Here is a 25,996-nt window from a genome sequence, read left to right on the forward strand (position 1 = left end):
TATTGGGAGCGCGTTCCGCGGCGGTAGATCTGGACTTCTGGGTGCCGCAGGCGCGATCACGCTAATGATCTGTGAACCGCCACGGCGACTCGGGGTCGATGACTTGCACTTCGTCTGCACCGGTTCGGAAGAGGTACGAATCAGCCTCTTTCTCTTGCGGCAGGGGGCACAGTTCCACGACGAACTCCGCCAGAAGCGCAGATATCCGCTCGCTCACTTCGTTTCGATCGCCCCAGCAGACCAGGACATCAGTCGGATGCGGTGGATCGAGCACGACGAACTCCGGGTTGAACGTCACCTCGATCAAGACGTCTTGCGGCCGCGACTCGGTCACGAACTTCAGGTAGAACGGCCCCCAGTCCGCAGTGCGAGAAAAACCGATGGCACCACCAGCGAGGATGCGCGTCACTGCATCTGCGGTCGAACCCGTTACCCCGCTCATTGCAGCCACACGTGGAAGTTCCAGCGAACTCCGTTCCGCCCGAGGTTCATCTTGATCCTCCGGGCCCCGCGCCGTCACGACGGGCTCTGGCTGATCGGCGCGGGCCGGTTCCCGCTCCCGACTCTGCCCCCAGCCACCGATTCAGTGCTTCCGAGGTGCGTCGCGCTGTGCGCCGATTGCAGACGCTTCCGTGCAACCGAACAGTGTCGCCATTCCGCAGTTCGGCAGCCACGCGACCACTCTCCAGCTGTCCCCCGGAAACATTCCAGCCCGCGATGAACAAGTATCCCGTATACGACTTCTCGCGAAAACGAACGATCTCACCCTTCTCGTAGGTGCGTGTCCGCCACCAAGAGGTGGCGACGATGCGATCTCCGTCTATGCGAATCCCCGTGAACGGCAGCCGGACCCAGCACCACGCGCAGATCACCACCGAGCCAGCCAGGAGGCTGATGGCGAAGGGCGGCATCGTCGCGCCGATATCGACCAGCGCGAGCAGCGGCAAGAGGCCGAAGAAGAACGTGGCCGGCCCGAGTCTCCTCGCTCTCTCGGCGAGAGCCTGCTCGCGTATCGACCTAGCGCGCAGCCCATTCCTCACGAGCTAGGCCGCCAGGGCGGCGCGATCCCGCGTCCGGCCCCATATCCGCGATACAGGCGCATCTGTTCGCCTCTCACTGTGACATCCACAAACGGCGTCCGCAGAAAACGAGTACGTCCACCGCGTCCGCCCGCTCGGACATACTGCAATCCGATCGCGACTCGGCGCCGCAGTTGCTCCTCCTCATCGGCCAATGACTGTCGAAGTTCATGTTCGTCATCAGCCAACAAGGCATCCTCGTCGATCTCGTCCAGGAAGTAGGTGTCGTCAAGACTCAAGGAATATAGATTGCTCGCAATTCGGGCGATGCAAGCGACACGGTCGTCACCGAGGCGCGATCTTAGCCAAAGCCTCGCCCCGGACTCGTCCGCCATAACAACGGCGTCGACATTCTGCTTCCCCTCAACCATCGTCGCCAGAAGCGAAGCTATAGCTTGGTTTGAACGCGGCATGGTCACGACATCCACTTCCCATACTTCCACCGTGGTAGATCCGGACCTCTGAGCACCGCGGGCGCGATCGCGCTAGTGATCTGCGAACTGCCACGGCGACTCAGGGTCGTGGCGCGCGAGCCGCGAGACTGTCCTCCCCACGATCTCCGTGAGTGCTACCCCCCAGTCGCCGGACACCCAGAACTTACCAGGCTCGAGAATGGCGCGGGCCATCCGTTTCGCGTCTCGAAGACGCGTCGGCCGCACGTCCCCCCGCGCATCCCGGTAACTCCACCAGAGCGTCGCGAACCATGCTCGAACCGCCGCCTCCGGGGACAGAGCATCGCCACCCTGATCGACAGTCTGCGAACAGGTCTTCATTAGAAGCTTGGCCTCCCGCCCATCGATATCCTCTGAGACAACGTTCGAAAGGAGCCGGAGGAGATCGGCGCTCAGCGACGCGGGGCTCGCGAGCGCTTGGAGCAGCGGCGCGCGCGCAGCGAGACGCACCGCACCTTCATCGATCGCTGAGAGCGTGGCCGGTCGCAGCGGCAGGTCCAACAGAACGCCCTCGTCGGGGCCACGAACAATGCGAACGTAGTCCTGGTTGAAGAATCGCGCGGCGAGTGAATCCGAGATGTCGGTCTCGACCCGGCCGACAAGATCCTTGTGGATGCGAGTCGCGTGATCTCGCGGGACAATGTTTCGAAGAATGCTGAGCGTGTAATGGTGCGGCGTCCAGCACGCGATTTCTACGAAGTCATCGGGGCCGACATCAATCGGATCCAAGGCGACAACACTCCCTGCCAACTCTCCCTCTTCAATATATCCAATGCTCTGCCATACTTCGTCCAGTTCAGTGCTCAATATGCATCCCGCCTGCGCGCCCCCGATACCCAATCACCGAGTATCTCCTGTGGGTATACGAGTGGTAATTCCAGCCAGTTCGATTAAAGGTATTCACTCCACTATTTCCTCGCGAGGTGATGCGCTTGACCGAAGGGTTCCTCAACAATGCTCGCGACGCGATCTGCGTCGCTCGGTAGCTTGCCTTCATAGTTGGCCGCGAGTGTGTGGTTTTGTTCACGAAATTACCGTTTCTCCACTGAGTACTCTTGCGCACCACATTTGTCGCTTGCGAGACCGTACGCAACCGATTGGCCACATTCATGCCTCTAGTGAATTTTGCCCCGTAGTACACCACTCGCGCTGCAACGACGGCTACCTTGATCGCGGCACCGGCGACGGTACCGACGCCGGGCACGAACATTATTGCGGTTGAGACTATGTCCAGTGCAAGCAGCCAGTCGAACTCGCCTGACAGATCGCTGCTCCCGATGGGATCTGTCGGCCAGACGTAGTCGTTGTCGACGCCGCCCTCGACGGGGTCGACCTGAAGGAATCGACCGAGGGCCGGCACATAGAGCCTCGCCCCCATCTCGATCATCAGGACAGTTGATTCCGCTTCAACCGGCTTCCGCGCGCCCTGATGCCATCCGCTCGCGCCATCGTTCTGCCCGGCGGCATTGGCGGCGATAGTGCCGATCGCGAACGTGGTCATATCCAACGGCTGACCGAACGGTTCGTATAGCTGCAGTGCCCCGTGGCCAGCCCCGTCACCGGTCACCAGGGTGTGCCCGAGAAGACTCGGATACTGCCACGACGCTGACACACCGTTCGTCCCTGACGCGCTCAGCGCGACCGACACTCCCCCAGGAAGGGAGCGCCTAGATCAAACGGTCGTGCTCCGCAGGCTCGCCGCCCACCCGCCAGTCGATCGCCTCCGCACCCTGCTCCGCGAGGAGCGCATTCACGCGGGAGAACGGGCGGGAGCCGAAGAAGCCGCGGCTGGCGGACAGCGGAGACGGATGCGCAGAGGCGATGACCGGCGTCGAACCCAGCAGCCGCTGCAGGTTCGCGGCGTCCTTGCCCCACAGCACGGCGACGAGCGGCTGATCGCGGGCGACGAGCGTCCGGATCGCGAGCTCGGTGACCTTCTCCCACCCCCAGCCGCGGTGGGAAGCGGCGGCACCGGGGCGCACGGTGAGCACGCGGTTGAGGAGGAGCACGCCTTGATCGCTCCACGCGGTCAGGTCGCCGTGGGGTGCCGGCGGGATGCCGAGATCGCTCTCGCGCTCCTTGTAGATGTTGGTGAGACTGCGCGGCAGCGGTCGCACGTCACGATCGACCGCGAAAGACAGACCGATCGGGTGGCCGGGCGTCGGATAGGGGTCCTGTCCGGTGATCAGTACCCGCACATCCGCCAACGGACGCTGGAAGGCCCGAAGGACGTTCTCACCGGACGGCAGGTACCCGTGCCCCGCCTCCTGCTCGGCGCGGAGTCGCTCGCCGAGCTCGGTGATGGTGTCCTGAACAGGAGCGAGCGCGTCCGCCCACCCCGCGTCGATCTGCCCGTCCGCAGCGAGCTCGGCGAGAGACCGCGCCATCGTCAGTCGATGGAGCGCACGCGCAGGGGTCCGCGCGCGAGCAGGTGCTGCGCCGACTGCGCGACCGGGCGCATCGTGATCAGGTCGAGGTTGACGTGCCCCGGCGACTCCAGCGCATAGGCGATCACGTCGGCGACGTCTCCGGCGAGAAGAGGCGCTTCGACGCCGGAGTACACAGCCTCGGCGGCGACGGCATCACCACCGAGACGGTTCAGCGTGAACTCCTCGGTGTGGACCATGCCGGGTGCGACCTCGACGACGCGGATCGGCTCGCCGTTGAGCTCCTGACGCAGGACCTTCACCAGCATGCCCTCGGCGGCCTTCGCGGCGTTGTACCCGGCGCCGCCCGCATACGCCGACTGCGCAGCGGTCGAGGTGACGAAGATCGTGTCGGCGTGGCCGTCTGCCGCAGCGGCCCGCCGCAGCAGCGGAAGCAGGCCGGCGACCAGTCGCTGCGTCGCCAGCACGTTGGCGTCGAACATCCACTGCCAGTCCTCGACCGAGGCATCCTCGATGCGGTCGGTCCCGCGGGCGCCTCCGGCCACCTGCACGAGCGCGTGTACCGGGCCGGATGCTTCGAGCTCCGAGACCAGCGCGTCGACGGCTGCCGGGTCGGTCAGGTCACACGCGATGGCCGAAGCCCCGGTCTCCGCGGCGAGCGCGGACAGACGGTCCTCGCGTCGGGCGACACCGACGACATCCCATCCTCGTGCCCGGAGTGCGCGCACCGTCGCCGCGCCGATTCCCGAACTCGCACCTGTCACCACTGCACGTCTGTTCACCATGCCTCCACCGTACGATGTTCCGCCGAGATTGCGGAGTCCCGCACGGGGCAGTCGCGGAACCCTCTCTCCCCCGTGATTCCGGGCCTCCGCCGTGTTACGTCACATTTCCCGGTTGTTGTTGACACGGGCCGATGTTCCGTACTCTCGCTGCAACGGCATCCGCCATCCGACCTTCCGACCACTCCTGGGGGAAATCATGTCCGCACCCGAGTCCTGGCGCTTCGAGACCAAGCAGATCCACTCCGGCGCCGCCCCCGACCCGGTCACGAAGGCCCGCGCCACGCCGATCTACCAGACCACGTCGTACGTGTTCGACAGCGCGGACCATGCGGCCAACCTCTTCGCCCTGGCGGAGTTCGGCAACATCTACACCCGCATCCAGAACCCGACGCAGGACGTGCTCGAGCAGCGTCTCGCCGCGCTCGAAGGCGGCACCGGCGCCCTCGTGCTCGCTAGCGGCCAGGCCGCCTCCACCTTCGCGATCCTCAACATCGCTCAGGCAGGCGACCACTTCGTCGCCTCGAGCTCGATCTACGGCGGCACCTACAACCTCTTCAAGTACACCCTCGCCAAGCTCGGCATCGAGGTCACCTTCGTCGAGAACCAGGATGACGCCGAGGAGTGGCGCCGCGCGGTCCGCCCGAACACGAAGCTGTTCTTCGCGGAGACCATCGGCAACCCGCAGATCAACATCCTCGACATCCGCGCCGTCGCCGACATCGCACACGAGTCCGGCGTCCCGCTGATCGTCGACAACACGATCGCCACCCCGTACCTGATCCGTCCGTTCGAGTTCGGCGCCGACATCGTCGTGCACTCGGTCACCAAGTTCCTCGGCGGACACGGCACCACCATCGGCGGCGCCATCGTCGACGGCGGAACGTTCGAGTGGTCGAAGAACGTCGACAAGTTCCCGGGCCTCACGGTTCCGGACCCCTCGTACCACGGCGCCAGCTACACCGCCGCGGTCGGCGACCCGCTCGCCTACATCATCAAGGCCCGCGTGCAGCTGCTGCGCGACCTCGGCTCGGCCATCGCGCCGCAGAGCGCGTGGAACCTCATCCAGGGCATCGAGACCCTGTCGCTGCGCATCGAGCGTCACGTGCAGAACGCGCAGGAGATCGCCGAGTGGCTCGACAGCCGTGACGACGTCGCGACCGTCAACTACTCGGGTCTTCCCTCCTCGCCGTGGTACGCCAAGGCGAACGAGTACGCCCCCAAGGGCGTCGGCGCGGTGCTGTCGTTCGAGCTCAAGGGCGGTGTCGAGGCCGGCCGCGAGTTCGTGAACAGCCTGTCGCTGTTCAGCCACCTCGCCAACATCGGCGACGTGCGCTCGCTCGTCATCCACCCCGCGTCGACCACGCACGCGCAGCTCACCCCCGAGCAGCAGCTCACTGCGGGTGTCACCCCGGGCCTCGTCCGCCTCTCCGTGGGCATCGAGAACATCGACGACCTGAAGGCCGACCTCGACCAGGCTCTCGCTGCGGCACGCGCCGTGTCGGAGGCTGCTCGCGCCTGACGTTCCACACGCACCACCACGAGGATGCCTCGGACCACGCGGTCCGGGGCATCCTCGCGTTCGCGGGCGCGGGCATCACCCGGCCGACCCACAGGCGGCGCCGTCGAGAATGGGATCCCCGCTGTGAGGAGAGCATGATCGACGTCGAACACCGACCACCGCTCGCCCGACGCCCCACGACGCGCCATGCCCGCCGTCTCGCGATCGCCGGCATCGCCGTGCTGATCCTGCTCGTGTGCGGCTGGATTCCCGGCGTGATCGGCACCGCCGTCGCCGCCGTCCTCCCCTGGCTCGGTCTCGTCCTGCTCGCACTCGTCGTCATCGCGTTCTTCCTCGCCCGGCGCGTGATCGTCCTCCTCCTGGTGCCCGTGCTCCTCTGGGTCCTCGCGATGGCCCCGGCGTTCCCCGGCCTCCCGGCATCAGCCAGTGCGGAGAGCGAGCTCACGATCGCCAGCCAGAACGTGCGCGCGCACTCCGGCAGCGCTGCCGCCTCCGCCGCAGAACTCGCGCAGAGCGAGGCGGATGTGATCGCCCTCACCGAACTCGACGGCGACAGCCTCTCCGCCGCGAGCGAGGTGCTCGCCGACGCCTACCCGCACTCCTACACGGTCGGCACGGTGGCGCTGTGGAGTCGATACCCCCTGGCGAGTGCCGAACCGCTCACTCTCGGGCTCAGCTGGAAGCGCGCGCTCCGCGTCGAGGTGCAGAGCCCCGCGGGCCCGGTCGCCGTCTACGTGCTGCACGCCGCCTCCGTGCGCCCCGGGCAGCAGCAGGACCGCGACACGATGCTGAACGGCATCGCCGAACAGGTCGCCTCTGACGCGGCCTCCGCGCTCGTCGTGGTCGGGGACTTCAACGCACCGTCGACGGACCCGAGCCTGGCCGCGCTGCGAGCGGAAGCCGAGTGGGCACGGCCGACCGACGGAACCCTCGGGTTCACGTGGCCCGCCGCCTTCCCGCTCGTCCGGATCGACCAGGTGTTCGTCCGCGGACTCGATGTCGTCGCCTCGAGCACTCAACGCGCCGGGAACAGCGACCACCTCGCCACGATGACCCGCGTCCGCTGAGTCGACCGCCCCGTCGTCCGGGCCGTCGCGCGCACGGCGACACGACACCGGGTCGTAACCTGCCGCCGCCGGGTGCTCGACCAGGCGACAATGGAGGGATGGACTGGCAGACGACCTCCGAGGACACGGTGCCGTCGGCGCCCGTGACGGAGGCCGACGTGCGGCTGCTCCGTGCCCGCCCACCGGCGACGGGCGCGTGGCGCGACGGCGACCCGGTCGGCGGTAGGCGTTTCGCCGCGTTCGGCGCCTTCTCGACCGAGAGCGGCCGGGAGCTGCCGGGTATCCGCATCGCCTACGAGTCGTGGGGCGAACTGAATGCCGCTCGCGACAACGCGATCCTCGTGCTACATGCGCTCACGGGCGACAGCCATGTGCGGGGTCCTGCAGGCTCCGGCCATCCGACCGTGGGGTGGTGGGAAGACATCACCGGCCCCGGTGCGCCGCTCGACACCGACCGCTGGTTCGTGATCGCACCGAACATGCTGGGCGGCTGCCAGGGGTCCACCGGGCCGGCGAGCGTCGCCCCCGACGGCTATGAGTGGGCGTCGCGCTTCCCCTACCTGACGATCCGCGACCAGGTGGCGGCGCAGGTGCGGCTCGCCGATGCGCTGGGCATCGACAGCTGGGCCGCGGTCATCGGCGGATCCATGGGCGGCATGCATGCCCTGGAGTGGGCGGTGACGCACCCGGAGCGCGTACAACGGCTGGCTGTGCTCTCCTCTCCCCCGGTGACGACGGCCGACCAGATCGCGCTGAACACCGTGCAGCTCGAGACCATCCGGATGGACCCGCGGTTCCAGGGCGGCGAGTACTACGACCTCGGAGACGGTGACGGCCCGCACCGCGGACTCGCGCTGGCACGGCGGATGGCTCTGCTGAACTACCGCAGCCCGATCGAGTTGAACCAGCGCTTCCAGCGGTCGTGGCAGTCGGATGTCTCACCTCTCGGTCACGGCGGGCGCTTCGCCGTGGAGTCGTACCTCGATTTCCACGGTAACAAGTTCACCCGTCGCTTCGACGCGAACAGCTACATCACGCTCGTCGAGGCCATGAACTCGCACGATGTCGGCCGCGGGCGCGGCGGTGTCGAAGAGGCGCTGCACGCGGTCACAGCCACGACGCTCGTCCTCGGTATCGACAGCGACCGGCTGTTCCCCGTCGACGGACAGCAGCGCATCGCCCGCAGCATCCGGAACGTGATCGACGGGGAGGCCGTGGTGGTCTCCAGCGACTTCGGGCACGACGGCTTCCTCATCGAGACCGAGGTCGTCGGCGCGAACCTGCGGCGGCTGCTCGAGAGCTGATCCGCGTCGCTCAGCCCGGAACGAACCGCCACGGCAGTTCGCCCGCCTCGAGACGCCCCTGCTCCCACGCGAACGCCTGCGCGGCACCCGAACCGAGAACACGGGTCTGGAACAGCTGCACGGCGCCGCCGGAAGACAGCGCGGATGCTGCGTCGGTGAACGCCGACAGCTGATGCAGCGTGATCCAGGTCGGCGGATACAGCATCCACTCCCCGGCACCGTGCCGCGCGAGAGCCTCGGCGGCACGGACCCAGGCGATCTCGGCCACCTCGTCTTCGGACGGTGAAGGATCGGTGGACGGCGCCGCAGCGAGGAAGAACCAGGTACGGATGCGCGTGGGTGCCTCGACCGGCGGATGCCATTCGGAGAACGCCACCAGCTCCTCGACGACGACCCCGACCTCTTCGAAGGTCTCCCGGATCGCGGCACGACGTGCGTCCTCGACCTCCTCGTCACCGTCTCGGAGGTCGGCCGGCTCGACCTTGCCACCGGGAAAGACCCACGCACCCGCGAATGATCCACGATCGGGACGCCGCATCAGCAGCACTTCGAAGCCGGGGTCGGCTGCGCGCAGCAGCACGACCGTGCCGGCGACGGGGAGCGAGGAATCGGGCGCGATCACCCCGTCACTCTACGACGCGACGCGTTCCCTGGCCGCGGGACGACGCGCTTCCACGCGGTAGGACAGCAGGGCGATCAGCAATCCCGCCACGGCGAGCGCGGCGCCGGTCCATGCGGGAGCCGTGAAGCCCCAACCTGCCGCGATCACGAGCCCACCGAGGAAAGCGCCCAGGCTGTTCCCGATGTTGAGGGCCGAGTGGTTCATCGCCGCCGCGATCGACTGGTTGTCTTCGGCCACATCCATCAGTCGCGTCTGGATCGTCGGGCTCAGCACCGACGACACGAAGCCGACCACGAAGACCAGCAGCCCGAGCGTCACGATCCAGAAGGCCAGGACCGCGAGCAGGCCGAGGACGACGACGAGGGCCGCGAGCCCGAACAGCAGCGTGCGGCGCAGGTCGATGTCTGCGAGGTGGCCGCCGACGAGGTTTCCCGCGGTCATGCCGAGCCCCATCAGCACCAGGACGATCGGCACCGCCCAGTCCGGCGACCCGGCGACCTCGGTCACGAGAGGCGCGATGTAGCTGTAGACGGCGAAGAAACCACCGAAACCGATCGCACCGACGCCGAGCGTGAACCACACCTGCGGGATGCGGAAGACTCGCAGCTCCTGACGCATCGTGCGTCCGGGATCACCGGGGTGCTGCGGCACGAACACCGCGATGAAGACCGTCGCCAACGCGAACACGAGCGCGACGACGGCGAACGCCGCGCGCCACCCCCACTGCTGTCCGAGGAACGTGCCGAGCGGCACGCCGACCACGTTGGCGACCGTGAGGCCAGTGAGGATGAACGCCACACCCTTGGCGCGGTTCCCCGGACCCATGACGTCGGCCGCGACCAGGGCGCCGATGCCGAAGTACGCGCCATGCGGGAGCCCTGCCAGGAACCGGGAGGCGGCGACCAGTTCGAACGTGGGCAGGATGACTGTGAGCGCGTTGAAGACCGTCAGGGCGAGGGCCAGCACGATCATGACCCGGTGCCTCGGGAAGCGCGCGACGAAGCCGGCGATGGTCGGCGCACCGACCACGACGCCCAGCGCGTACAGCGAGATCAGCCAACCGGCCTGGCTCAGCGCGTCTTCCTGGCTGGTGGCCCAGAGCGAGGGCAGCAGGTCGGCGGCGATGTTGGGCAGCAGACCCATGACCACGAACTCGGTCATGCCGATGCCGAAGCTGCCGATGGCGAGAGAGAGGAGCGCCCACTTCGCCGCACCCCTCGATTCAGTCGAGGGATTCACCGGTACAGCCTAGCGGCCGTCCGACGCCACGCCGTCCGTGCTCGTCCGCTCACGCAACATGAAGACGTCGACCTCGTCCTGCCTCTCGAGGACGAAGCCGTGGCGTTCATACAGCGCCCGGGCAGGACTGCCCTGGAGCACGTTGAGACGATGGGGCACGTCATCGTCCAGGAGCATCGTCAGGATGCGACCTCCGACGCCGGCCCCCTGGTGCGAAGGAACGATGTAGAAGTGCTCCAGCCAGCGCGACCCGCCTTCGTCACGGAGCGCGACGGAGCCGACCTCCTCTCCGTCCACGATGATGACGCGGGTCTCCTCCGGCGCGAACGCGTCCCGGAACCGCTGCCGCACACGCACATCGTCATAGCGACCGAGCCTCGTCAGATCGGACCGGAGCACGATCGCCCGCAGTTCCGCGATCCAGTCGACGTCATCGTCGACAGCCGGACGTGTCCGGACCTCGGCAGGAGCGCGCCGATCAGTCATCCGACTCCTCGATCGCCGCCTCGAGTCGCTCGATCTTCGCCTCGAGCTCGCCCGAGTACCCGGGGCGGATGTCGGCCTTGAGCACCAGCGACACCCGCGAGCCGAACGGCATGACCGCCTCGGTGGCGCGCTTGACGACGTCCATCACCGTGTCCCAATCGGGACCCTCGACCTCGGTGAACATGCTCGTCGTGCGGTGCGGCAGCCCCGACTCGCGCACCACGCGCACAGCCGCGGCCACCGCGTCGTGCACGGAGGCATCGGTTCGCTCGGTTCCTTCGGCGGGTGTGCCGCTCGGGGCGACGGAGAAGGCGATCAGCATGGGTTCACTCCTGGAGTTTCGGATGACGGACGGGCACGCGCAGGAGAGCGCGGAGGCCGAGGACGAGCAGGACGAGGAGAAGGACGTTTCGCACCGTCAGCACGGCGACGGGAAGCGCTTCAGCGCGCAGCAGGGCGTCGTAGCCGAGCGGATACACGAGACAGGTGAGCAGACAGAGCGCGAGCACGATGACCGCGGGCATGCGCGCTCTGGCGCGATCGAGCACGATCCACAGGATCACCGGCGCGATGAGCCAGGTCTGGAACTGGGGCGAGCCGACCTTGTTGGTGACGATGAGCAGCGTCACGAGTGTGAGGGCGAGCGGCGGGAACAACCGGGGGAAGGCGGCACCGCGCATCGCCTTCACCGCGCCGATCGCCGCGACCGCCAGCACGCAGATCATCATCAGCGGGGTGAGGGCCGCGGCTACGGCATCCACCCCCGGCGCCGTCACCTGGAAGGTGAGGATCTCGAAGCTGTACTCGATGCGTGCAGCCCCCGCGACAGCGAGCCAGAGGAACGGCGTCGCCGCCACCGCCTCGATCTGCAGCCCGCGCCCGGTCTGCTCGGTCAGGAACCCGAGGATCTCGGTGTCCGCGCCGAACAGGAGCAGCAGCGCCACGACACCACCCGTGACGATGATCGCCGCGAGCAGCACACGCCACCGCGCGCGGACCGCGACGACGGCGGCCACGACGAGCGCGCCGGGCCAGATCTTGATCCAGGCGCCGGCCGTCAGCAGGGCGGCGGCGATCATCGGTCGCGCGACGAGCCAGAGTCCCCCGATCACGGCGAGGGGCACGGTGATCGCGTCGATCCGGTACAGCGCGATCGGACCGAGCAGCAAGACGGCCCCACACCAGAACCAGGCAGCGACCCGCCGCGCGTGCGAGGGCGAGCGCCCGATGAGCACGCCGAAGGCGACCGCATCGAGGACGATGACCAGCACGGCCCAGCCGACGAGGTAGGCGCTCGAGACGCCGAGCACGGGAACCAGAGGCGCGGCGAGTCCGGCGGCGAGCAGCATGGGCACCAGCGCGAGCTGGGGGTAGACCCAGGTCTCGGTGATGCCGACGATCGGTCCGCCCCCGAGAGCCGCCGACGCCCACGGCTCATACACGAGCACGACATCACCCATGGGCTGGCTCGGATACACCCACCCGAGCAGCGCGGTGAGCAGGTGGACGAGGAGGAATGCGCCCCACAGGACGAGCACCCTCGTCGTCGAGTCGCGGCTCACGCCAGGACGTCCTGGATCGCGTGCGGGAGCGCCTCGGCCACGTCCATCGCGACGATCGGGTGACCCGGGCCGCCGGCGAGCGTGCCGGCCGCGATCCGCGCGGCATGACCATGCAGCCAGGCACCTGCGGCGGCGACCTCGGCGAGCGCGGCTCCGGGGTTCGCGGCCATCACCGCTCCGAGCACGCCGGCGAGCACGTCTCCGGTTCCGGCCGTCGCCAGCCACCCCGTTCCCGCTGCGACGGCGATGACGGCTCCGTCGGGGTCGGCGATCAGCGTCCGCGCCCCCTTGAGCAGCACGGTGCCGCCGATCTTCGCGGCCACCTGCCGCGCCGCATCCGCCCGCTCGTCGTCTTCGTCGTCGTGGGGCTGCACGCGGAGGCGCTCCCGCAACCGGGCGAACTCCCGTGCGTGCGGGGTGACGAGGAACGGTGCCCGTGCTCCCGGCGCGACGTCCAGCGCACCCGCATCGATCACGACGGGGACCGTACCGGCGAGGATCTCGCGCAGTGCGACGCTCTCCGCGTCCGTCCGGTGCGAAGGATCCGTGCCGGAGCCGATCACCCACGCGCCGACCCGCGAACTGCCGATGTCCGCGCCCACGACGGTCTCGGGTCGCCGCGCGAGCACCGCGTCAGCCACCCGTTCCGCGCCCACGTACCGCACGAACCCCGCTCCGGATCGCCACGCCGCCTCGACTCCGAGCACCGCGGCGCCGGGGTATGCGGGAGATCCGGTACGCAGCGCCACGACCCCGCGGGCGTATTTGTCGTCCTCCGCCGTGGGCGCACGGAACAGGCGCGCCGTATCGCTGCGTGACCACTCCCGCACCTCGATCATGACTCCACGTTAGTGCGACGGCCCGAGACGCACGCCCGCGGGGGTAGCGTCGAACGGTGAGTCTTCTCTTCTCCCCACTGAGCATCCGATCCGTCACCTTCCGCAATCGCCTCTGGGTCTCGCCCATGTGCATGTACAGCGCCGTCGACGGCGTCGCTCAGGAGTGGCACCACGCCCACCTCGCCCAGTTCGCCTCGGGCGGCGCCGGGCTGATCGTCGCCGAGGCCACCTCGGTCGTCCCCGAGGGCCGGATCTCCCCTCGTGACCTCGGCCTCTGGAACGACGACCAGCGTGACGCGCTCGCGCCGATCGTCCAGGCCATCCACGACCGCGGAGCGCACGCCGGCATCCAGCTCGCGCACGCGGGTCGGAAGGCCTCGACCTGGTGGCCCTGGGCTCCTCTGCGCGGCTCCGTCACGCAGGAGGACGGCGGCTGGACGACCACCGCGCCCTCGGCCGTGGCGTTCGACGGCTTCGAGGAACCGGTCGCCCTCGACCTGGCGGGCATCGACCGTGTGGTCGAGGCCTTCGCGTCCGCCACGCGCCGCGCACTCGACGCCGGCTTCGACGTCATCGAGATCCACGGGGCGCACGGCTACCTTCTGCACCAGTTCCTGTCGCCGCTGTCGAACCTGCGCGACGACGAGTACGGCGGATCGCTCGAGAACCGTGCCCGACTGCTGCTCCGCGTGGTGGACGCCGTTCGTGCCACCGCCGGCGCCGAGGTGCCGCTGCTCGTGCGCATCTCGGCCACCGATCACGCGGACGGCGGCTTCACCCCGGAGGAGGCGACGATCGTCGGCGACTGGGCGGCACAGCACGGGGCCGACCTGATCGACGTCTCCAGCGGCGGCCTCGTGGCGCATCAGCGGATCGACGTGTTCCCCGGCTACCAGGTGCCGCTCGCCGAGAGGGTGCGCCAGGGCGGCCGCATCCCGGTGTCCGCCGTCGGGCTCATCACCGCGTCGGCCCAGGCGGAGCAGGTGCTCGCCGACGGCGCGGCGGACGTGATCTTCGCGGGTCGGGAGTGGTTGCGTGACCCGCACTTCGCCCTCCGCGCCGCGCACGAGCTCGGTGCGGAGATCGCCTGGCCCCCGCAGTACGAGCGCGCGCACTGGCGCTGAGCGGGAGCGCACGCGACGAAGGCCGCCGATCCTCCCGGGTCGGCGGCCTTCGCGTATCTGTCCGGATCAGCGTCCGCGGAAGCGACGCGTCGCGTCCTGCACCTCGCCGACCAGCTCCTCCAGGATGTCCTCCAGGAACAGCACGGCGGTGGTGTTCCCCTGCGCGTCGCGCACCTTCGCGAGGTGGCGGCCCGCGCGGCGCATGACGGCGAGGGCATCCTCCAGATCCGTATCCTCCTGCACCGGCACCATGTGGTGGATGCGCTTGGCCGGGACCGGCTGGATCATCTTCGTCTCGGCATCCGGCCCTTCGGATGCGCGGAGGATGTCCTTCAGGTGGACATACCCGATCGGTACCGCTTCGTCGTCGACGATCACGTAGCGGGAGAACCCGTAGCGGGACACGGCCTTCTCGATGTCGTCCGGCGTGGTCGACTGCGGCAGCGTCACGAGATCGCCGAGCGGCACGGCGACATCCCGCGCCTTCTTGTCGGTGAACTCGACCGCGGCGGCGACCGTTCCCGCGGTGTCCATCAGCAGACCCTCGCGTCGCGACTGGCTCACGATGGTCGCGACCTCGTCGAGCGTGAACGTGGAGGCCGCTTCGTTCTTCGGCTCCACCCGGAAGAGGCGCAGCACACCGTTGGCGGCCGCGTTGAGCACCCAGATCACCGGCATGAACACCTTCGACACCCATACGAGCGGCGGCGCCAGGATCAGCACAGCACGATCCGGCACCGAGAACGCGAGGTTCTTCGGCACCATCTCGCCGAACACGACGTGCAGGAACGAGACGATCAGCAGCGCGATCGCGAAGGAGACCGCGTCGACGGCTCCGTCCGGCCAGCCGAGCGCATGCAGCGGGACGGCGAGCAGGTGGTGGATCGCGGGCTCCGAGACGTTCAGGATCAGGAGCGAGCAGATGGTGATGCCGAGCTGCGAGGTCGCGAGCATCAGAGTCGCGTGCTCCATCGCGTACAGCGCCGTCTTCGCTGCACGCGAGCCCTGGTCTGCGCGCGGTTCGATCTGCGACCGCCGAGCTGAGATCACCGCGAACTCTCCACCGACGAAGAACGCGTTCGCGATCAGAAGCACGACGAGCCAGGCGAGTCCTCCCCAATCGTTCATCGGGTGGCCTCCTCTCCCCCGTCGAGCGGACTCGGAACGTAGCGGACGCGGTCGACGCGCCGGCCGTCCATGCGGACGACCTGGAGGATGCCGCTGTCGAGCGGCACCTCGTCGCCGACCGAGGGCACGCGCTCGAGCACGCTCATGACGTAGCCGCCCACTGTGTCGTACACGTCGCCCTCCGGCACCTCGACGCCCGCGCGACGGCGCAGCTCATCGGGCCGCAGCTCGCCGGGGAAGGTCACACCCTCCCGGTTGCGGATGACTCCTGCTCTGGTGCGGTCGTGCTCGTCGGCGACCTCGCCGACCAGCTCCTCGACGAGGTCTTCGAGGGTGACGAGACCCGCAGTCCCGCCGTATTCGTCGACGACGACGGCGAGCTGGTAACCGCGAGCACGGAGCTCGGAGATCAGGGCGTCGACGTGCACCGTCTCGGGTACGCGCAGGGGCTCGGTCGCCAGAGCACCGACGGGGACGTCGATCCGGCGATCACGCGGCACCGAGATGGCCGCCTTGAGGTGCACGACGCCCGTGATGTCGTCGAGATCGTCGTCGTACACGGGGAAGCGGCTGTGGCCGGTCCGTCGCGCGAGTTGGATGACGTCGTCCACCGAGTCGCCCGCGGCGATCGCGTGCATGCTCGGCCGCGCGGTCATCACATCGGCGGCGGTCAGCCGGGAGAACATCAGGGTGCGGTCGAGCAGCGTCGCGGTGTCGGCCTCGAGCAGCCCCGCATTGGCGGAGCGTCGGACGAGCGAGGAGAGCTCCTCCGCGCTGCGGGCGCCGGAGAGCTCCTCCTTGGGCTCGATGCCCATGCTCCGCAGCACGCCGTTGGCACTGCCGTTGAGCACGACCACGGCCGGTTTGAAGACTGTCGTGAAGGCGACCTGGAAGGGGATGACGAGCTTCGCCGTCGCCAGCGGCAGGGCGAGCGCGAAGTTCTTCGGCACGAGTTCGCCGAGGATCATCGAGAGCACGGTGGCGACGAGCATCGCCACGATCGTCGCGATGGGCGCGACCGCCGCCTCCGGGATGCTCCAAGCGAGGAGCGTCGGACGAAGCAGGTTCGACAGCGCCGGCTCCATCGTGTAACCGGTGAGCAGCGTCGTGAGCGTGATGCCGAGCTGCGCTGCGGAGAGATGCGTGGACGTGTGCCTGAGGGCGCCGATCGTGAGCGAGAGCCGGGATTCACCTCTGGCCTGTCGCGCCTCGAGCTCGGCGCGGTCGAGGTTGACCAGCGCGAACTCGCTGGCGACGAAGAGGCCGGTGCCGACCGTGAGAAGGAGCCCCACGCCCAACATGATGTAGTCCATCAGCGGTTCCTCTCCTGCGAGAGAGGCGGACAGTGGGGCGATGTTCTGCAACTGGGAGGGTCGTCCATTATGCGGACGATTGTACAGAAGACGACTGTGCTCGCGCTCGCGATCACCAGCTGACGGGCAGCGCCTTGCCCTCTTCGTACCCCGCCGCCGACTGGAGTCCGACCAGCGCGCGATCGTGGAACTCCGGCACGGACGACGCGCCCGCATACGTGAACGACGAACGCACGCCCGAGGTGATCATGTCCAGCAGGTCCTCCACGCCGGGACGCAGGGGGTCGAGATAGATCTTGGACGAGGAGATGCCCTCGGCGAAGAGCTCTTTGCGGGCCCGCTCGTAGGCGTCGAGTCGGCCGAAGCGCGCCTGCACCGCCTTGGTCGACGCCATGCCCCAGGATTCCTTGAACAGGCGTCCGTCGCCGTCGCGCTGCAGCTCCCCCGGCGCCTCGATCGTGCCGGCGAACCACGAGCCGACCATGACGGATGCCGCGCCGGCCGCGAGCGCGAGCGCGACGTCGCGGGGGTACCGCACGCCGCCGTCGGCCCAGACATGGGCGCCGAGCTCCTTGGCGGCCTGGGCGGTCTCGAGCACCGCGGAGAACTGGGGGCGGCCGACCGCGGTCATCATGCGCGTCGTGCACATCGCCCCCGGGCCCACGCCCACCTTGAGGATCGTCGCGCCCGCATCGACCAGGTCGGCGACGCCGTCGGCGGTGACGATGTTGCCGGCGACGATGGGCAGACCGAGGTCGAGCTCGGCGATCGCACGCAGAGCTCGCAGCATGCTCTCCTGGTGGCCGTGTGCGGTGTCGACGACCAGCACGTCGACACCGGCTCCGGCGAGCGCCTTGGCCTTCGCTGCGACGTCGCCGTTGATTCCGACGGCCGCGGCGACGGCCAGACGCCCGTCGGTATCGACGGCCGGGCGGTACAGGGTCGAGCGCAGCGCACTGCGCGCGCTCAGGGTGCCCACGAGATGTCCGTGATGGACCACGGTCACCAACTCGACGTCGGCGTCCGTGATGACGTCGAAGGCGTGCCGCTCCGAACCGATGTCGTCCGCGTCGATGGACGGCGTCCCGCGGTGCACGAGATCTCCGAGCTGGGCATCCGGCAGAGCGGTGGCGAGTCTGGTCGCCGGGAGCACGCCGAGGATCCGGCCGACCTCGATCGGCGCGGCACCCTGCGCCACCACGATCCCGTGGCCGGCGGCGGCCGGGAGCAGACGGAGGGCGTCGGAGACGGAGGCCTCGGGCGGGAGCACGATCGGGGTGTCCCAGAGGACCGGCTGCGCCTTCACGTCGCGGATCGCGGAATCGAGGTCCTGCAGCGGCAGGTCCTGGGGAAGGACGCCGAGCGCACCTCGGCGGGCGAGCACCGCCGCGATGCGCGGTCCGGTCACGGAGTTCATGTTCGCGGCGACGATCGGAAGGGTGGCCGGGGTGCCGTCCAGTGGTGCCAGATCGACCTGAAGACGGCTGGTGACCCCGGATCGCCGCGGCACCAGGAAGACGTCCGAGTAGGTCAGGTCGACGGTCGGCTGCGCTCCAGAGAACTCCATGTCTCCACGGTACCCAGATCGCAGCCGCGTGGGCGCGTCGCTTCCGACGATTCCTCGAGCGAAACACGTTAGGCTTGTTGGTCGAGAGTGTGCGGATCCGAACGCATCCTGCGTCGACGTCCGCACCAGAGAGCTTCAGCGATGAAAGAGGGCGATCGAGAGTGTCGAACCAGGTGACCGGCGTCAACGGCGACGGGGGGTTCGGAGCCAATTCCTGGCTCGTCGAAGAGCTCTACGAGCAGTTCAAGGTGAACCGCGACTCCGTCGACAAGGAGTGGTGGCCGATCCTCGAGAAGTACCACTCGGACACGTCCTCATCGGCACCCGCCGCCGCGGACACGTCGGCACATCCGGTGACCGCCCCGATCCCGGTGATCGGCTCGCAGCCGGTCGCCCGCACGACCGCGAAGCCCGCGGCCGCCGCGCCGATCCCGGCCCAGGCGCCCAAGCCCGCGCCCAAACCCGAGTCGAAGGAAGCCGCCGAGACGGTCGAGGAGGACAAGGTCACGCCGCTGCGCGGCCTGCCGAAGACCCTCGCGGCGAACATGGACGAGTCGCTGACCGTCCCCACCGCGACCAGCGTGCGCACCGTGCCCGCGAAGCTGATGATCGACAACCGCATCGTCATCAACAACCACATGGCGCGCACCCGCGGCGGCAAGATCAGCTTCACCCACCTCATCGGCTGGGCGCTCATCCGCACGCTCGACGAGTTCCGCAGCCAGAACGTGTTCTACGCCGAGATCGACGGCAAGCCCTCGGTCGTCGCCCCGGCGCACGTCAACCTCGGCATCGCGATCGACCTGCCCAAGCCCGACGGAACTCGCGCACTCATGGTGCCCAGCATCAAGCGCGCCGACACCCTGTCCTTCACGGAGTACCTCAGCGCCTACGAAGACCTGGTCACCCGCGCGCGCGGCAACAAGCTCACCGCCGCCGACTTCCAGGGCACCACCGTCTCGCTGACCAACCCGGGCGGCATCGGCACCGTGCACTCCGTGCCGCGACTCATGAAGGGCCAGGGGTGCATCATCGGCGCCGGCGCCCTCGAGTACCCCGCCGAGTTCCAGGGCGCGAGCGACAAGACGCTCAACGAACTGGCGATCGGCAAGACGATCACGCTCACCAGCACCTACGACCACCGCGTCATCCAGGGTGCCGGGTCGGGCGAGTTCCTCAAGAAGGTGCATGAGCTGCTCATCGGCCAGCGCGGCTTCTACGACGACATCTTCGCGGCGCTCCGCATCCCGTACGCCCCCATCCGGTGGAACCCCGACATCGCGGTCGACCTCGCCGAGCGCGTCGACAAGCAGTCCCGCGTGCAGGAGCTCATCAACTCCTTCCGCGTCCGCGGCCACCTGATGGCCGACATCGATCCGCTCGAGTACCAGCAGCGGTCACACCCCGACCTCGAGATCGAGAGCCACGGGCTCACCTTCTGGGACCTCGACCGCGAATTCGTCACCGGCGGATTCGGCGGTCGGCGCGTCGCCAAGCTCCGCGACATCCTCGGAGTGCTCCGCGACTCGTACTGCCGCACGCTCGGCATCGAGTACATGCACATCCAGGACCCGGAGCAGCGTCGCTGGTTCCAGGAGAAGGTCGAGGTCAAGTACCAGAAGCCCGGCCACGACGAGCAGCTGCGGGTTCTCCGCAAGCTGAACGAGGCCGAGGCGTTCGAGACCTTCCTGCAGACGAAGTTCGTCGGCCAGAAGCGCTTCTCGCTCGAGGGCGGCGAGTCGCTGATCCCGCTGCTCGACGAGATCCTCCAGGGCGCCGCGACCGCAGGTCTCGAGGGTGCCGCGATCGGTATGGCCCACCGCGGCCGCCTCAACGTGCTCACGAACATCGCCGGCAAGACGTACGGCCAGGTGTTCCGGGAGTTCGAGGGCACCCAGACCCCCGGCAACCAGCGCGGCTCCGGCGATGTGAAGTACCACCTCGGCACCGAGGGCACCTTCGTCGCCGACGACAAGTCCGAGCTGCCGGTCTACCTCGCAGCGAACCCGTCGCACCTCGAGACGGTCGACGGCGTGCTGGAAGGCATCGTCCGCGCCAAGCAGGACCGCAAGCCGATCGGCACGTTCGCCTGGCTGCCGATCCTCGTCCACGGCGACGCCGCCTTCGCCGGACAGGGCGTCGTGGTCGAGACGCTGCAGATGTCGCAGCTGCGCGGCTACCGCACCGGCGGCACGATCCACGTCGTGGTGAACAACCAGGTCGGCTTCACGACGACCCCGAACGACGGACGCACCTCGGTGTACTCCACCGACGTGGCGAAGACCATCCAGGCACCGGTGTTCCACGTGAACGGCGACGACCCTGAGGCCGTCATCCACGTGGCGCAGCTCGCGTTCGAGTACCGCGAGCGCTTCCACCGCGACGTCGTCATCGACCTCGTGTGCTACCGCCGACGCGGTCACAACGAGGGCGACGACCCCTCGATGACGCAGCCGCTGATGACCGACCTGATCCAGGCGAAGCGGTCGGTCCGCCGGCTGTACACCGAGTCGCTCGTCGGCCGTGGCGACATCACGGAGCAGGAGTACGACGAGGCAAAGGCGGACTTCCAGAACCGTCTCGAGATCGCCTTCGCCGAGACCCACGCGGCGGAGACCGGGGCGACACCGATCGCACCCGACCTGCCTCCGGTGGAAGATCAGGTCGGCGCGCCCGAGGTCACCGGCGTGCCGGGTGAGGTCATCCAGCTCATCGGCGACGCGTTCGTGAACAAGCCCGAGGGCTTCACGGTGCACCCGAAGATCCAGCAGCTGCTGGAGAAGCGTCTCGACATGAGCCGCAACGGCGGTATCGACTGGGGCTTCGGCGAGCTGCTCGCATTCGGCTCTCTTCTGGTCGAGGGCACCCCGGTGCGTCTCGCCGGGCAGGATGCGCGCCGCGGCACGTTCGTGCAGCGTCACGCGACCCTTCACGACCGCGCGAACGGCCAGGAGTGGCTGCCGCTGTCGAACCTGTCCGACGCGCAGGGCCGCTTCTTCGTCTACGACTCGCTCCTCAGCGAGTACGCCGCCCTCGGATTCGAATACGGCTATTCGGTCGAGGCCCCCGAAGCACTCGTGCTCTGGGAGGCGCAGTTCGGCGACTTCGTCAACGGCGCCCAGTCCGTCATCGACGAGTACATCTCCGCCGCCGAGCAGAAGTGGGGCCAGCAGTCCAGCGTGACGCTGCTCCTCCCCCACGGCTACGAGGGCCAGGGACCCGACCACTCGTCGGCGCGCATCGAGCGATTCCTGCAGCTGTGCGCACAGGAGAACATGATCGTCTCCCGTCCGTCGACCCCGGCGTCGTACTTCCACCTGCTGCGCCGCCAGGCCTATGCCCGTCCTCGCAAGCCGCTCATCGTGTTCACTCCGAAGGCGATGCTGCGTCTGCGCGGCGCGACGAGCCCGGTCGAGGCGTTCACCCAGGGCCGGTTCGAGCCGGTGATCGACGACGACCGCGGTCTCGACCGCTCGGCCGTGAAGCGCGTCCTGGTGCACTCGGGCAAGGTGCACTGGGATCTGCGCGCCGAACTCGATAAGAACCCGAACCCCGAGGTCGCCCTCGTCCGGCTCGAGCAGCTCTACCCGACGCCGATCGACGACCTCAAGGCCATCACCGACTCCTACCCGAACGCCGAACTGGTGTGGGTGCAGGAGGAGCCGGAGAACCAGGGCGCCTGGCCGTTCCTCGCGCTCGCCTTCGCCGACGTTCCCGGCGACCGTTCCTTCCGTCCCGTCGCCCGCACGGCATCGGCATCGCCGGCGACGGGATCGTCCAAGGTGCACGCGGCCGAGCAGGCCGCACTGATCCGCTCGGCCGTCACGCTCGGCTGATCCATCGACGAGAAAGGGCGCCCCGACCACGGTCGGGGCGCCCTTTCTCGTTCCGGTTCAGTACCAGATGTCGAGGGACGGCACGGGGAAGGCGACCAGCGCCCGGTCGAGCGCCTCGACGGCCGCAGCGTCGCCCGAGATCCGACCGGCGGCGTGCAGAGACGCCGCGCGAACTCCCCCGGCGTACAGCGAAGACAGCGCCGACACGTCGAGCACGATGTCGGCGGGATCTCCATCCTCGGCGACCTCGACCGTCGCGTCACCGGACTCGTCGATGCGCACGCGCCAGTCGCCGTTCACGAACCCGAGCGAGTCCTCGACGCGCAGCACCGTGTCGAGCGGAGCGGAGTAGCGTCGTGCGGTCAGCGCGGCCGGGAGATCGAGGATGCGCAGCCAGCCGTGGTCATGCACCTCCTGCTTCACGCCGCGGGAGTCGGCGACGAGCCAGGGCAACGGATCGTCGAGGGGACGGAGGTCGGCGACGACCTCGTCGACGAGGTCGTGCTGCAGCGCGAAACGCCACAGGGCAGCGCGCGCTTCGGTGGTCTCCGCCACGAGCAGCCGCACGTCCAGGCGGAAGCGCAAAGTGCCGTTCGCCTCACTCACGGTGTATGCCATGACGCCTCGAAGCGCACCGTCCTCGTCGAGATAGCGCACGCCACGGGCCTGATCCCGATCTGCGGTCGGCGCGACGCCCGCATACCCCTCCCAGCGGCCGCGCCAGCCGGGGATCTGTCCGGCCGTTCGTCGACGCGCGCGCTCGTGGACAGCCCCGAGGTCGGCGGCGAGTGTCTCACGGTCGACGTATTCGAGGCGTCCCGGCGAGGTCTCGCCGCCCCACCCCGCCCGTCGTGTGTCCACGGTCAGGCGCGCGACCGGAACGGCGGAGCCGAAACCGTAGCGCCCGTAGATCGTCGCCTCCGTCACGGTGAGACCCGCGACGGCGACACCGGCTGATGCTGCGGCCCGCAGCTCCCCCTCCAGAAGGGCTCTGGCGATGCCTCGGCGCCGATGGGTCGCCGCGACGGTGACGACGCTGATCGCCCACATGTCGATCTCGCCGCCGCCCGGAAGCGTGAGCGGAGTCGCCCACGCGTTGGTGGTCGCGACCGGCAGCGCCGCTTCCGCTGCCGACTTCTCGAACACGCCGATGTTGCGTCGTGCGGCGAAGGTCTTCGTGACCTGGGCGAGCATCTCACTGCTCGGTTCTGCGCCGAGGAACCCGCGGTCGACCGCACGCTGGAACGCCACGGCGCTCGCGTCATCGGTCAGATCGACGACGCGGTACTCGAGTCCGGCGGCCGCCAGTCGTTCAGTCGAGGTGGTGTCTGCGGGCACGTCCCGCGCATCGATGGAGCTCATCCATCCACACTACCGACGGGCTCGGACGCGCGGTCAGTGCTGGGCAGCCTGGGCTTCGCGGAGGCGAGCGAACACCTGGTCGCGCAGCTGCTCGGGAGCGGTCTCCTTGCACGCACGGGCGATGACCTCGGTGAGGGTCGTCGCCACGAGCGCCTCATCACGGCAGGACGGGCAGTGCTCGAGGTGCTCACGGATCTCGGTGTGCTCGGTCTTGCACACTTCGTTGCGGAGGTACTCCTCCAGATCCTGACGCGCTTTGTCGCAGCCGCAGTCGCTCATTTCTTGCTCCTCGTCTCAGCCGCGGCGATGCCCCGCTCGGCGGCGTAATCTGCCAGCAGCTCCCGCAGCATCCGCCTGCCACGATGCAGGCGACTCATGACGGTGCCGATGGGGGTCTTCATGATGTCGGCGATCTCCTGGTACGCGAAGCCCTCGACGTCCGCGAGGTACACCGCGAGGCGGAAGTCCTCCGGCACGGCCTGCAACGCGTCCTTGACCACGGATGCCGGCATCCGGTCGATGGCCTCGGCCTCGGCGGAACGGCTGTGCGAAGCCGTCGTGGATTCCGCACCGCCCAGCTGCCAGTCCTCGAGCTCGTCGATCGTGCCCTGGAACGGCTCGCGCTGGCGCTTACGGTAGATGTTGATGTACGTGTTCGTGAGGATGCGGTAAAGCCACGCCTTGAGGTTGGTCCCCTGCGAGAACGTCGACCAGGAGCCGTACGCCTTCACGAACGTCTCCTGCACGAGGTCGGCAGCGTCGGCGGGGTTGCGCGTCATGCGCATCGCGGCGGCGTAGAGCTGATCCATGAAAGGGATCGCCTGCTCCTCGAACTCGCGTCGGGGGTCGCCGACGATGTCTGCGGTTGCGGTGTCATCCATCACCGGCCAGTCTAGGCCGCTGAGGTCGATCACCTCGCGCTCCAAGGTCGCCGGCATTCTCTCTCCTTCGCTTTCAGGAGCCTGTCTTTCGCGACGAAGCTTCCCGCGTTTACTAAGGTGAGAACCGATGAGCGCCAACAGGTATTCCCCCGCCCGGGTGCAGGGCACCTATCCTGCGCCCACCACCGACGTGCCGGTGCACGCCGAGCTCACGATTCCGGGCTCGAAATCGCTGACGAATCGCGAGCTGATGATCGCTGCGATCGCCGACGGCCCCGGCCGATTGATCGCTCCTCTCCATTCCGATGACTCCGCACGCATGGTCGATGCTCTGCGCGCCCTCGGCGTCGGCATCGAAGAGGTGGAAGCCGGACACGAGTTCGGCCCCGACCTCGTGGTCACCCCGGCGAAGCTCCGTGGTGGCACGACGATCGACTGCGGCCAGGCGGGCACCGTGATGCGCTTCATCGCCCCGCTGGCGGGCCTCGCCGAGCACGACGTGCACCTCACGGCGCATGAGACCGCACTGCATCGCCCTATGGGCGGGCTGATCAGCACCCTGCGGGACCTCGGCGTCGACATCGACGACGAGGGGACCTGGGCGCTCCCGTTCACCATCCGCGGTCACGGGCGCATCCGCGGCGGTCGAGTCGAGATCGACGCGTCGGCGTCGAGTCAGTTCGTCTCCGGGCTCCTGCTCGCCGCTCCTCGATTCGATGTCGGACTCCATCTCGTCCACGTCGGCGAGCACCTCCCGAGCCTTCCGCACATCGACATGACCATCGAGGCTCTGAGCCGCCGCGGCATCCGCATCGAGCGTCCGGCGGTCGGCGAGTGGCTCGTCGAAGCCGGCGTGCCGCGTGCGAAGGAGATCGCGATCGAGCCGGATCTCTCCAACGCCGCACCGTTCCTCGCGGCAGCCCTCGTGTCCGGTGGCTCCGTCTCCGTCACCGGCTGGCCGGCGCACTCCACGCAGCCGGGGGCGCTGCTGCCGGACATCCTGCAGGCCACCGGAGCGCACGTGGGTCGACACGGCGGCACCCTCACGGTGCGCGCCGGCTCCGGCATACGCGGTCTCGACCTCGATCTCTCCGCGGCGAGCGAGCTGACTCCGACACTCGTCGGCCTCGCCGCGTTCGCGGAGTCCCCGACGACGATCCGTGGCATCGGCCACATCCGGCTCCACGAGACGGACCGGATCGCGGCGCTCATCGGCAACCTCCGCGCGCTCGGCGGGGAGGCCGAGGAGCTCCCGGACGGGCTCCGCATCATCCCCCGCCCGCTGCACGGCGGCAGCTGGGCCGCCCACCACGATCACCGGATGGCCACGACCGGTGCACTGATCGGCCTGCGCGTTCCCGGTGTCGAGATCGACGACATCGGAACCACGGCCAAGACCCTCCCGGAGTTCACGATGCTCTGGGAGCGGATGCTGCGAGGTTGA

At 68.6% G+C, this 25,996-nt stretch carries 24 protein-coding genes; 6 read left to right on the forward strand and 18 right to left on the reverse strand.

From position 1 onward, the window contains the following. Nucleotides 1-61 precede the first annotated feature (61 nt). From GZ67_RS0117210 to GZ67_RS0117230, 6 genes are all read right to left on the reverse strand, one after another. Complete coding sequence (locus tag GZ67_RS0117210) at nucleotides 62-409, reverse strand: hypothetical protein (RefSeq protein WP_029261924.1); 348 nt, start codon at nucleotides 407-409, stop codon at nucleotides 62-64. A 627-nt stretch (nucleotides 410-1,036) separates the two neighbouring features. Further along, nucleotides 1,037-1,507: a hypothetical protein gene (locus tag GZ67_RS20645; RefSeq protein WP_136025841.1), complete on the reverse strand. Its 471-nt coding sequence runs from the start codon at nucleotides 1,505-1,507 to the stop codon at nucleotides 1,037-1,039. A gap of 57 nt (nucleotides 1,508-1,564) precedes the next feature. Beyond that, complete coding sequence (locus GZ67_RS0117220) at nucleotides 1,565-2,338, reverse strand: hypothetical protein (RefSeq protein WP_136025843.1); 774 nt, start codon at nucleotides 2,336-2,338, stop codon at nucleotides 1,565-1,567. After that, a complete protein-coding gene (locus GZ67_RS20650; RefSeq protein ID WP_136025845.1) occupies nucleotides 2,328-3,032 on the reverse strand; it encodes a hypothetical protein in 705 nt (234 codons plus the stop codon). Before GZ67_RS20650 ends, GZ67_RS0117220 begins: the two co-directional genes overlap by 11 nt. 166 nt (nucleotides 3,033-3,198) lie before the next feature. Continuing rightward, entirely contained in the window at nucleotides 3,199-3,918 is a 720-nt protein-coding gene (locus GZ67_RS0117225) for a uracil-DNA glycosylase (RefSeq protein ID WP_029261927.1), read from the reverse strand. Between the two features lie 2 nt (nucleotides 3,919-3,920). Next, nucleotides 3,921-4,703 carry an SDR family oxidoreductase gene (locus GZ67_RS0117230; RefSeq protein WP_029261928.1) on the reverse strand — a complete coding sequence of 261 codons (783 nt, stop codon included), beginning with the start codon at nucleotides 4,701-4,703 and terminating at the stop codon, nucleotides 3,921-3,923. A 196-nt stretch (nucleotides 4,704-4,899) separates the two neighbouring features. Here GZ67_RS0117230 and GZ67_RS0117235 point away from each other — a divergent pair, with 196 nt between their 5' ends. The 3 genes from GZ67_RS0117235 to metX all read left to right on the forward strand — a co-directional run bounded on the left by GZ67_RS0117235 (nucleotide 4,900) and on the right by metX (nucleotide 8,593). Next, complete coding sequence (locus GZ67_RS0117235) at nucleotides 4,900-6,222, forward strand: bifunctional o-acetylhomoserine/o-acetylserine sulfhydrylase (RefSeq protein WP_029261929.1); 1,323 nt, start codon at nucleotides 4,900-4,902, stop codon at nucleotides 6,220-6,222. 134 nt (nucleotides 6,223-6,356) lie between these two features. Then, nucleotides 6,357-7,289: an endonuclease/exonuclease/phosphatase family protein gene (locus GZ67_RS0117240; protein WP_051662613.1), complete on the forward strand. Its 933-nt coding sequence runs from the start codon at nucleotides 6,357-6,359 to the stop codon at nucleotides 7,287-7,289. A gap of 98 nt (nucleotides 7,290-7,387) precedes the next feature. Next, complete coding sequence (gene metX, locus GZ67_RS0117245) at nucleotides 7,388-8,593, forward strand: homoserine O-acetyltransferase MetX (protein ID WP_029261931.1); 1,206 nt, start codon at nucleotides 7,388-7,390, stop codon at nucleotides 8,591-8,593. Nucleotides 8,594-8,603: 10 nt separating this feature from the next. Here the strand turns inward: metX and GZ67_RS0117250 are convergent, their stop codons facing one another. From GZ67_RS0117250 to GZ67_RS0117275, 6 genes are read right to left on the reverse strand one after another with little or no spacing between them, the layout of a single operon-like run. Further along, the gene (locus GZ67_RS0117250; protein ID WP_029261932.1) at nucleotides 8,604-9,215 is read right to left on the reverse strand and encodes an NUDIX domain-containing protein; all 612 of its coding nucleotides are present in this window, start codon (nucleotides 9,213-9,215) and stop codon (nucleotides 8,604-8,606) included. 9 nt (nucleotides 9,216-9,224) lie between these two features. After that, nucleotides 9,225-10,454: an MFS transporter gene (locus tag GZ67_RS0117255; protein ID WP_029261933.1), complete on the reverse strand. Its 1,230-nt coding sequence runs from the start codon at nucleotides 10,452-10,454 to the stop codon at nucleotides 9,225-9,227. A 9-nt stretch (nucleotides 10,455-10,463) separates the two neighbouring features. After that, nucleotides 10,464-10,940 (reverse strand): GNAT family N-acetyltransferase, encoded by a 477-nt coding sequence (locus tag GZ67_RS0117260; protein ID WP_036303394.1) that lies wholly within the window; start codon nucleotides 10,938-10,940, stop codon nucleotides 10,464-10,466. Further along, the gene (locus tag GZ67_RS0117265) at nucleotides 10,933-11,262 is read right to left on the reverse strand and encodes a thiamine-binding protein (protein WP_029261935.1); all 330 of its coding nucleotides are present in this window, start codon (nucleotides 11,260-11,262) and stop codon (nucleotides 10,933-10,935) included. The genes GZ67_RS0117260 and GZ67_RS0117265 overlap by 8 nt, the downstream gene beginning before the upstream one ends. Before the next feature lie 4 nt (nucleotides 11,263-11,266). Beyond that, nucleotides 11,267-12,502 (reverse strand): DUF2029 domain-containing protein, encoded by a 1,236-nt coding sequence (locus tag GZ67_RS0117270; protein ID WP_036303396.1) that lies wholly within the window; start codon nucleotides 12,500-12,502, stop codon nucleotides 11,267-11,269. Beyond that, on the reverse strand, nucleotides 12,499-13,341 hold the full coding sequence (locus GZ67_RS0117275; RefSeq protein ID WP_029261937.1) for an NAD(P)H-hydrate dehydratase: 843 nt from the start codon (nucleotides 13,339-13,341) through the stop codon (nucleotides 12,499-12,501). Before GZ67_RS0117275 ends, GZ67_RS0117270 begins: the two co-directional genes overlap by 4 nt. A gap of 56 nt (nucleotides 13,342-13,397) precedes the next feature. On the opposite strand from GZ67_RS0117275, the gene GZ67_RS0117280 reads away from it, so the two are divergent. Continuing rightward, nucleotides 13,398-14,465 (forward strand): NADH:flavin oxidoreductase/NADH oxidase, encoded by a 1,068-nt coding sequence (locus GZ67_RS0117280; protein WP_029261938.1) that lies wholly within the window; start codon nucleotides 13,398-13,400, stop codon nucleotides 14,463-14,465. Between the two features lie 66 nt (nucleotides 14,466-14,531). Here GZ67_RS0117280 and GZ67_RS0117285 read toward each other — a convergent pair whose 3' ends face one another. From GZ67_RS0117285 to GZ67_RS0117295, 3 genes are all read right to left on the reverse strand, one after another. Further along, complete coding sequence (locus tag GZ67_RS0117285) at nucleotides 14,532-15,593, reverse strand: hemolysin family protein (RefSeq protein ID WP_029261939.1); 1,062 nt, start codon at nucleotides 15,591-15,593, stop codon at nucleotides 14,532-14,534. Continuing rightward, on the reverse strand, nucleotides 15,590-16,906 hold the full coding sequence (locus tag GZ67_RS0117290) for a hemolysin family protein (RefSeq protein WP_029261940.1): 1,317 nt from the start codon (nucleotides 16,904-16,906) through the stop codon (nucleotides 15,590-15,592). The genes GZ67_RS0117285 and GZ67_RS0117290 overlap by 4 nt, the downstream gene beginning before the upstream one ends. Before the next feature lie 112 nt (nucleotides 16,907-17,018). Beyond that, nucleotides 17,019-18,473, reverse strand: a complete 1,455-nt coding sequence (locus GZ67_RS0117295; protein ID WP_029261941.1) for a GuaB1 family IMP dehydrogenase-related protein — start codon at nucleotides 18,471-18,473, stop codon at nucleotides 17,019-17,021. 161 nt (nucleotides 18,474-18,634) lie between these two features. Between GZ67_RS0117295 and GZ67_RS0117300 the strand changes: the two genes are divergently transcribed. Next, complete coding sequence (locus GZ67_RS0117300; protein ID WP_029261942.1) at nucleotides 18,635-22,309, forward strand: multifunctional oxoglutarate decarboxylase/oxoglutarate dehydrogenase thiamine pyrophosphate-binding subunit/dihydrolipoyllysine-residue succinyltransferase subunit; 3,675 nt, start codon at nucleotides 18,635-18,637, stop codon at nucleotides 22,307-22,309. Between the two features lie 57 nt (nucleotides 22,310-22,366). On the opposite strand, the gene GZ67_RS0117305 is transcribed toward GZ67_RS0117300, so the two are convergent. The 3 genes from GZ67_RS0117305 to GZ67_RS0117315 are packed head-to-tail and all read right to left on the reverse strand — an operon-like array spanning nucleotide 22,367 to nucleotide 24,609. Then, nucleotides 22,367-23,671 (reverse strand): GNAT family N-acetyltransferase, encoded by a 1,305-nt coding sequence (locus tag GZ67_RS0117305; RefSeq protein ID WP_029261943.1) that lies wholly within the window; start codon nucleotides 23,669-23,671, stop codon nucleotides 22,367-22,369. 33 nt (nucleotides 23,672-23,704) lie between these two features. Then, nucleotides 23,705-23,950, reverse strand: a complete 246-nt coding sequence (locus tag GZ67_RS0117310; protein WP_029261944.1) for a zf-HC2 domain-containing protein — start codon at nucleotides 23,948-23,950, stop codon at nucleotides 23,705-23,707. Further along, nucleotides 23,947-24,609 (reverse strand): sigma-70 family RNA polymerase sigma factor, encoded by a 663-nt coding sequence (locus GZ67_RS0117315; RefSeq protein ID WP_029261945.1) that lies wholly within the window; start codon nucleotides 24,607-24,609, stop codon nucleotides 23,947-23,949. The genes GZ67_RS0117310 and GZ67_RS0117315 overlap by 4 nt, the downstream gene beginning before the upstream one ends. A 70-nt stretch (nucleotides 24,610-24,679) precedes the next feature. Here GZ67_RS0117315 and aroA point away from each other — a divergent pair, with 70 nt between their 5' ends. Next, nucleotides 24,680-25,996, forward strand: coding sequence for a 3-phosphoshikimate 1-carboxyvinyltransferase (gene aroA, locus GZ67_RS0117320; RefSeq protein WP_029261946.1), 1,317 nt, complete (start codon nucleotides 24,680-24,682; stop codon nucleotides 25,994-25,996).

The sequence above is a fragment of the Microbacterium sp. Cr-K20 genome (assembly GCF_000708325.1).
Lineage (GTDB): Bacteria > Actinomycetota > Actinomycetes > Actinomycetales > Microbacteriaceae > Microbacterium.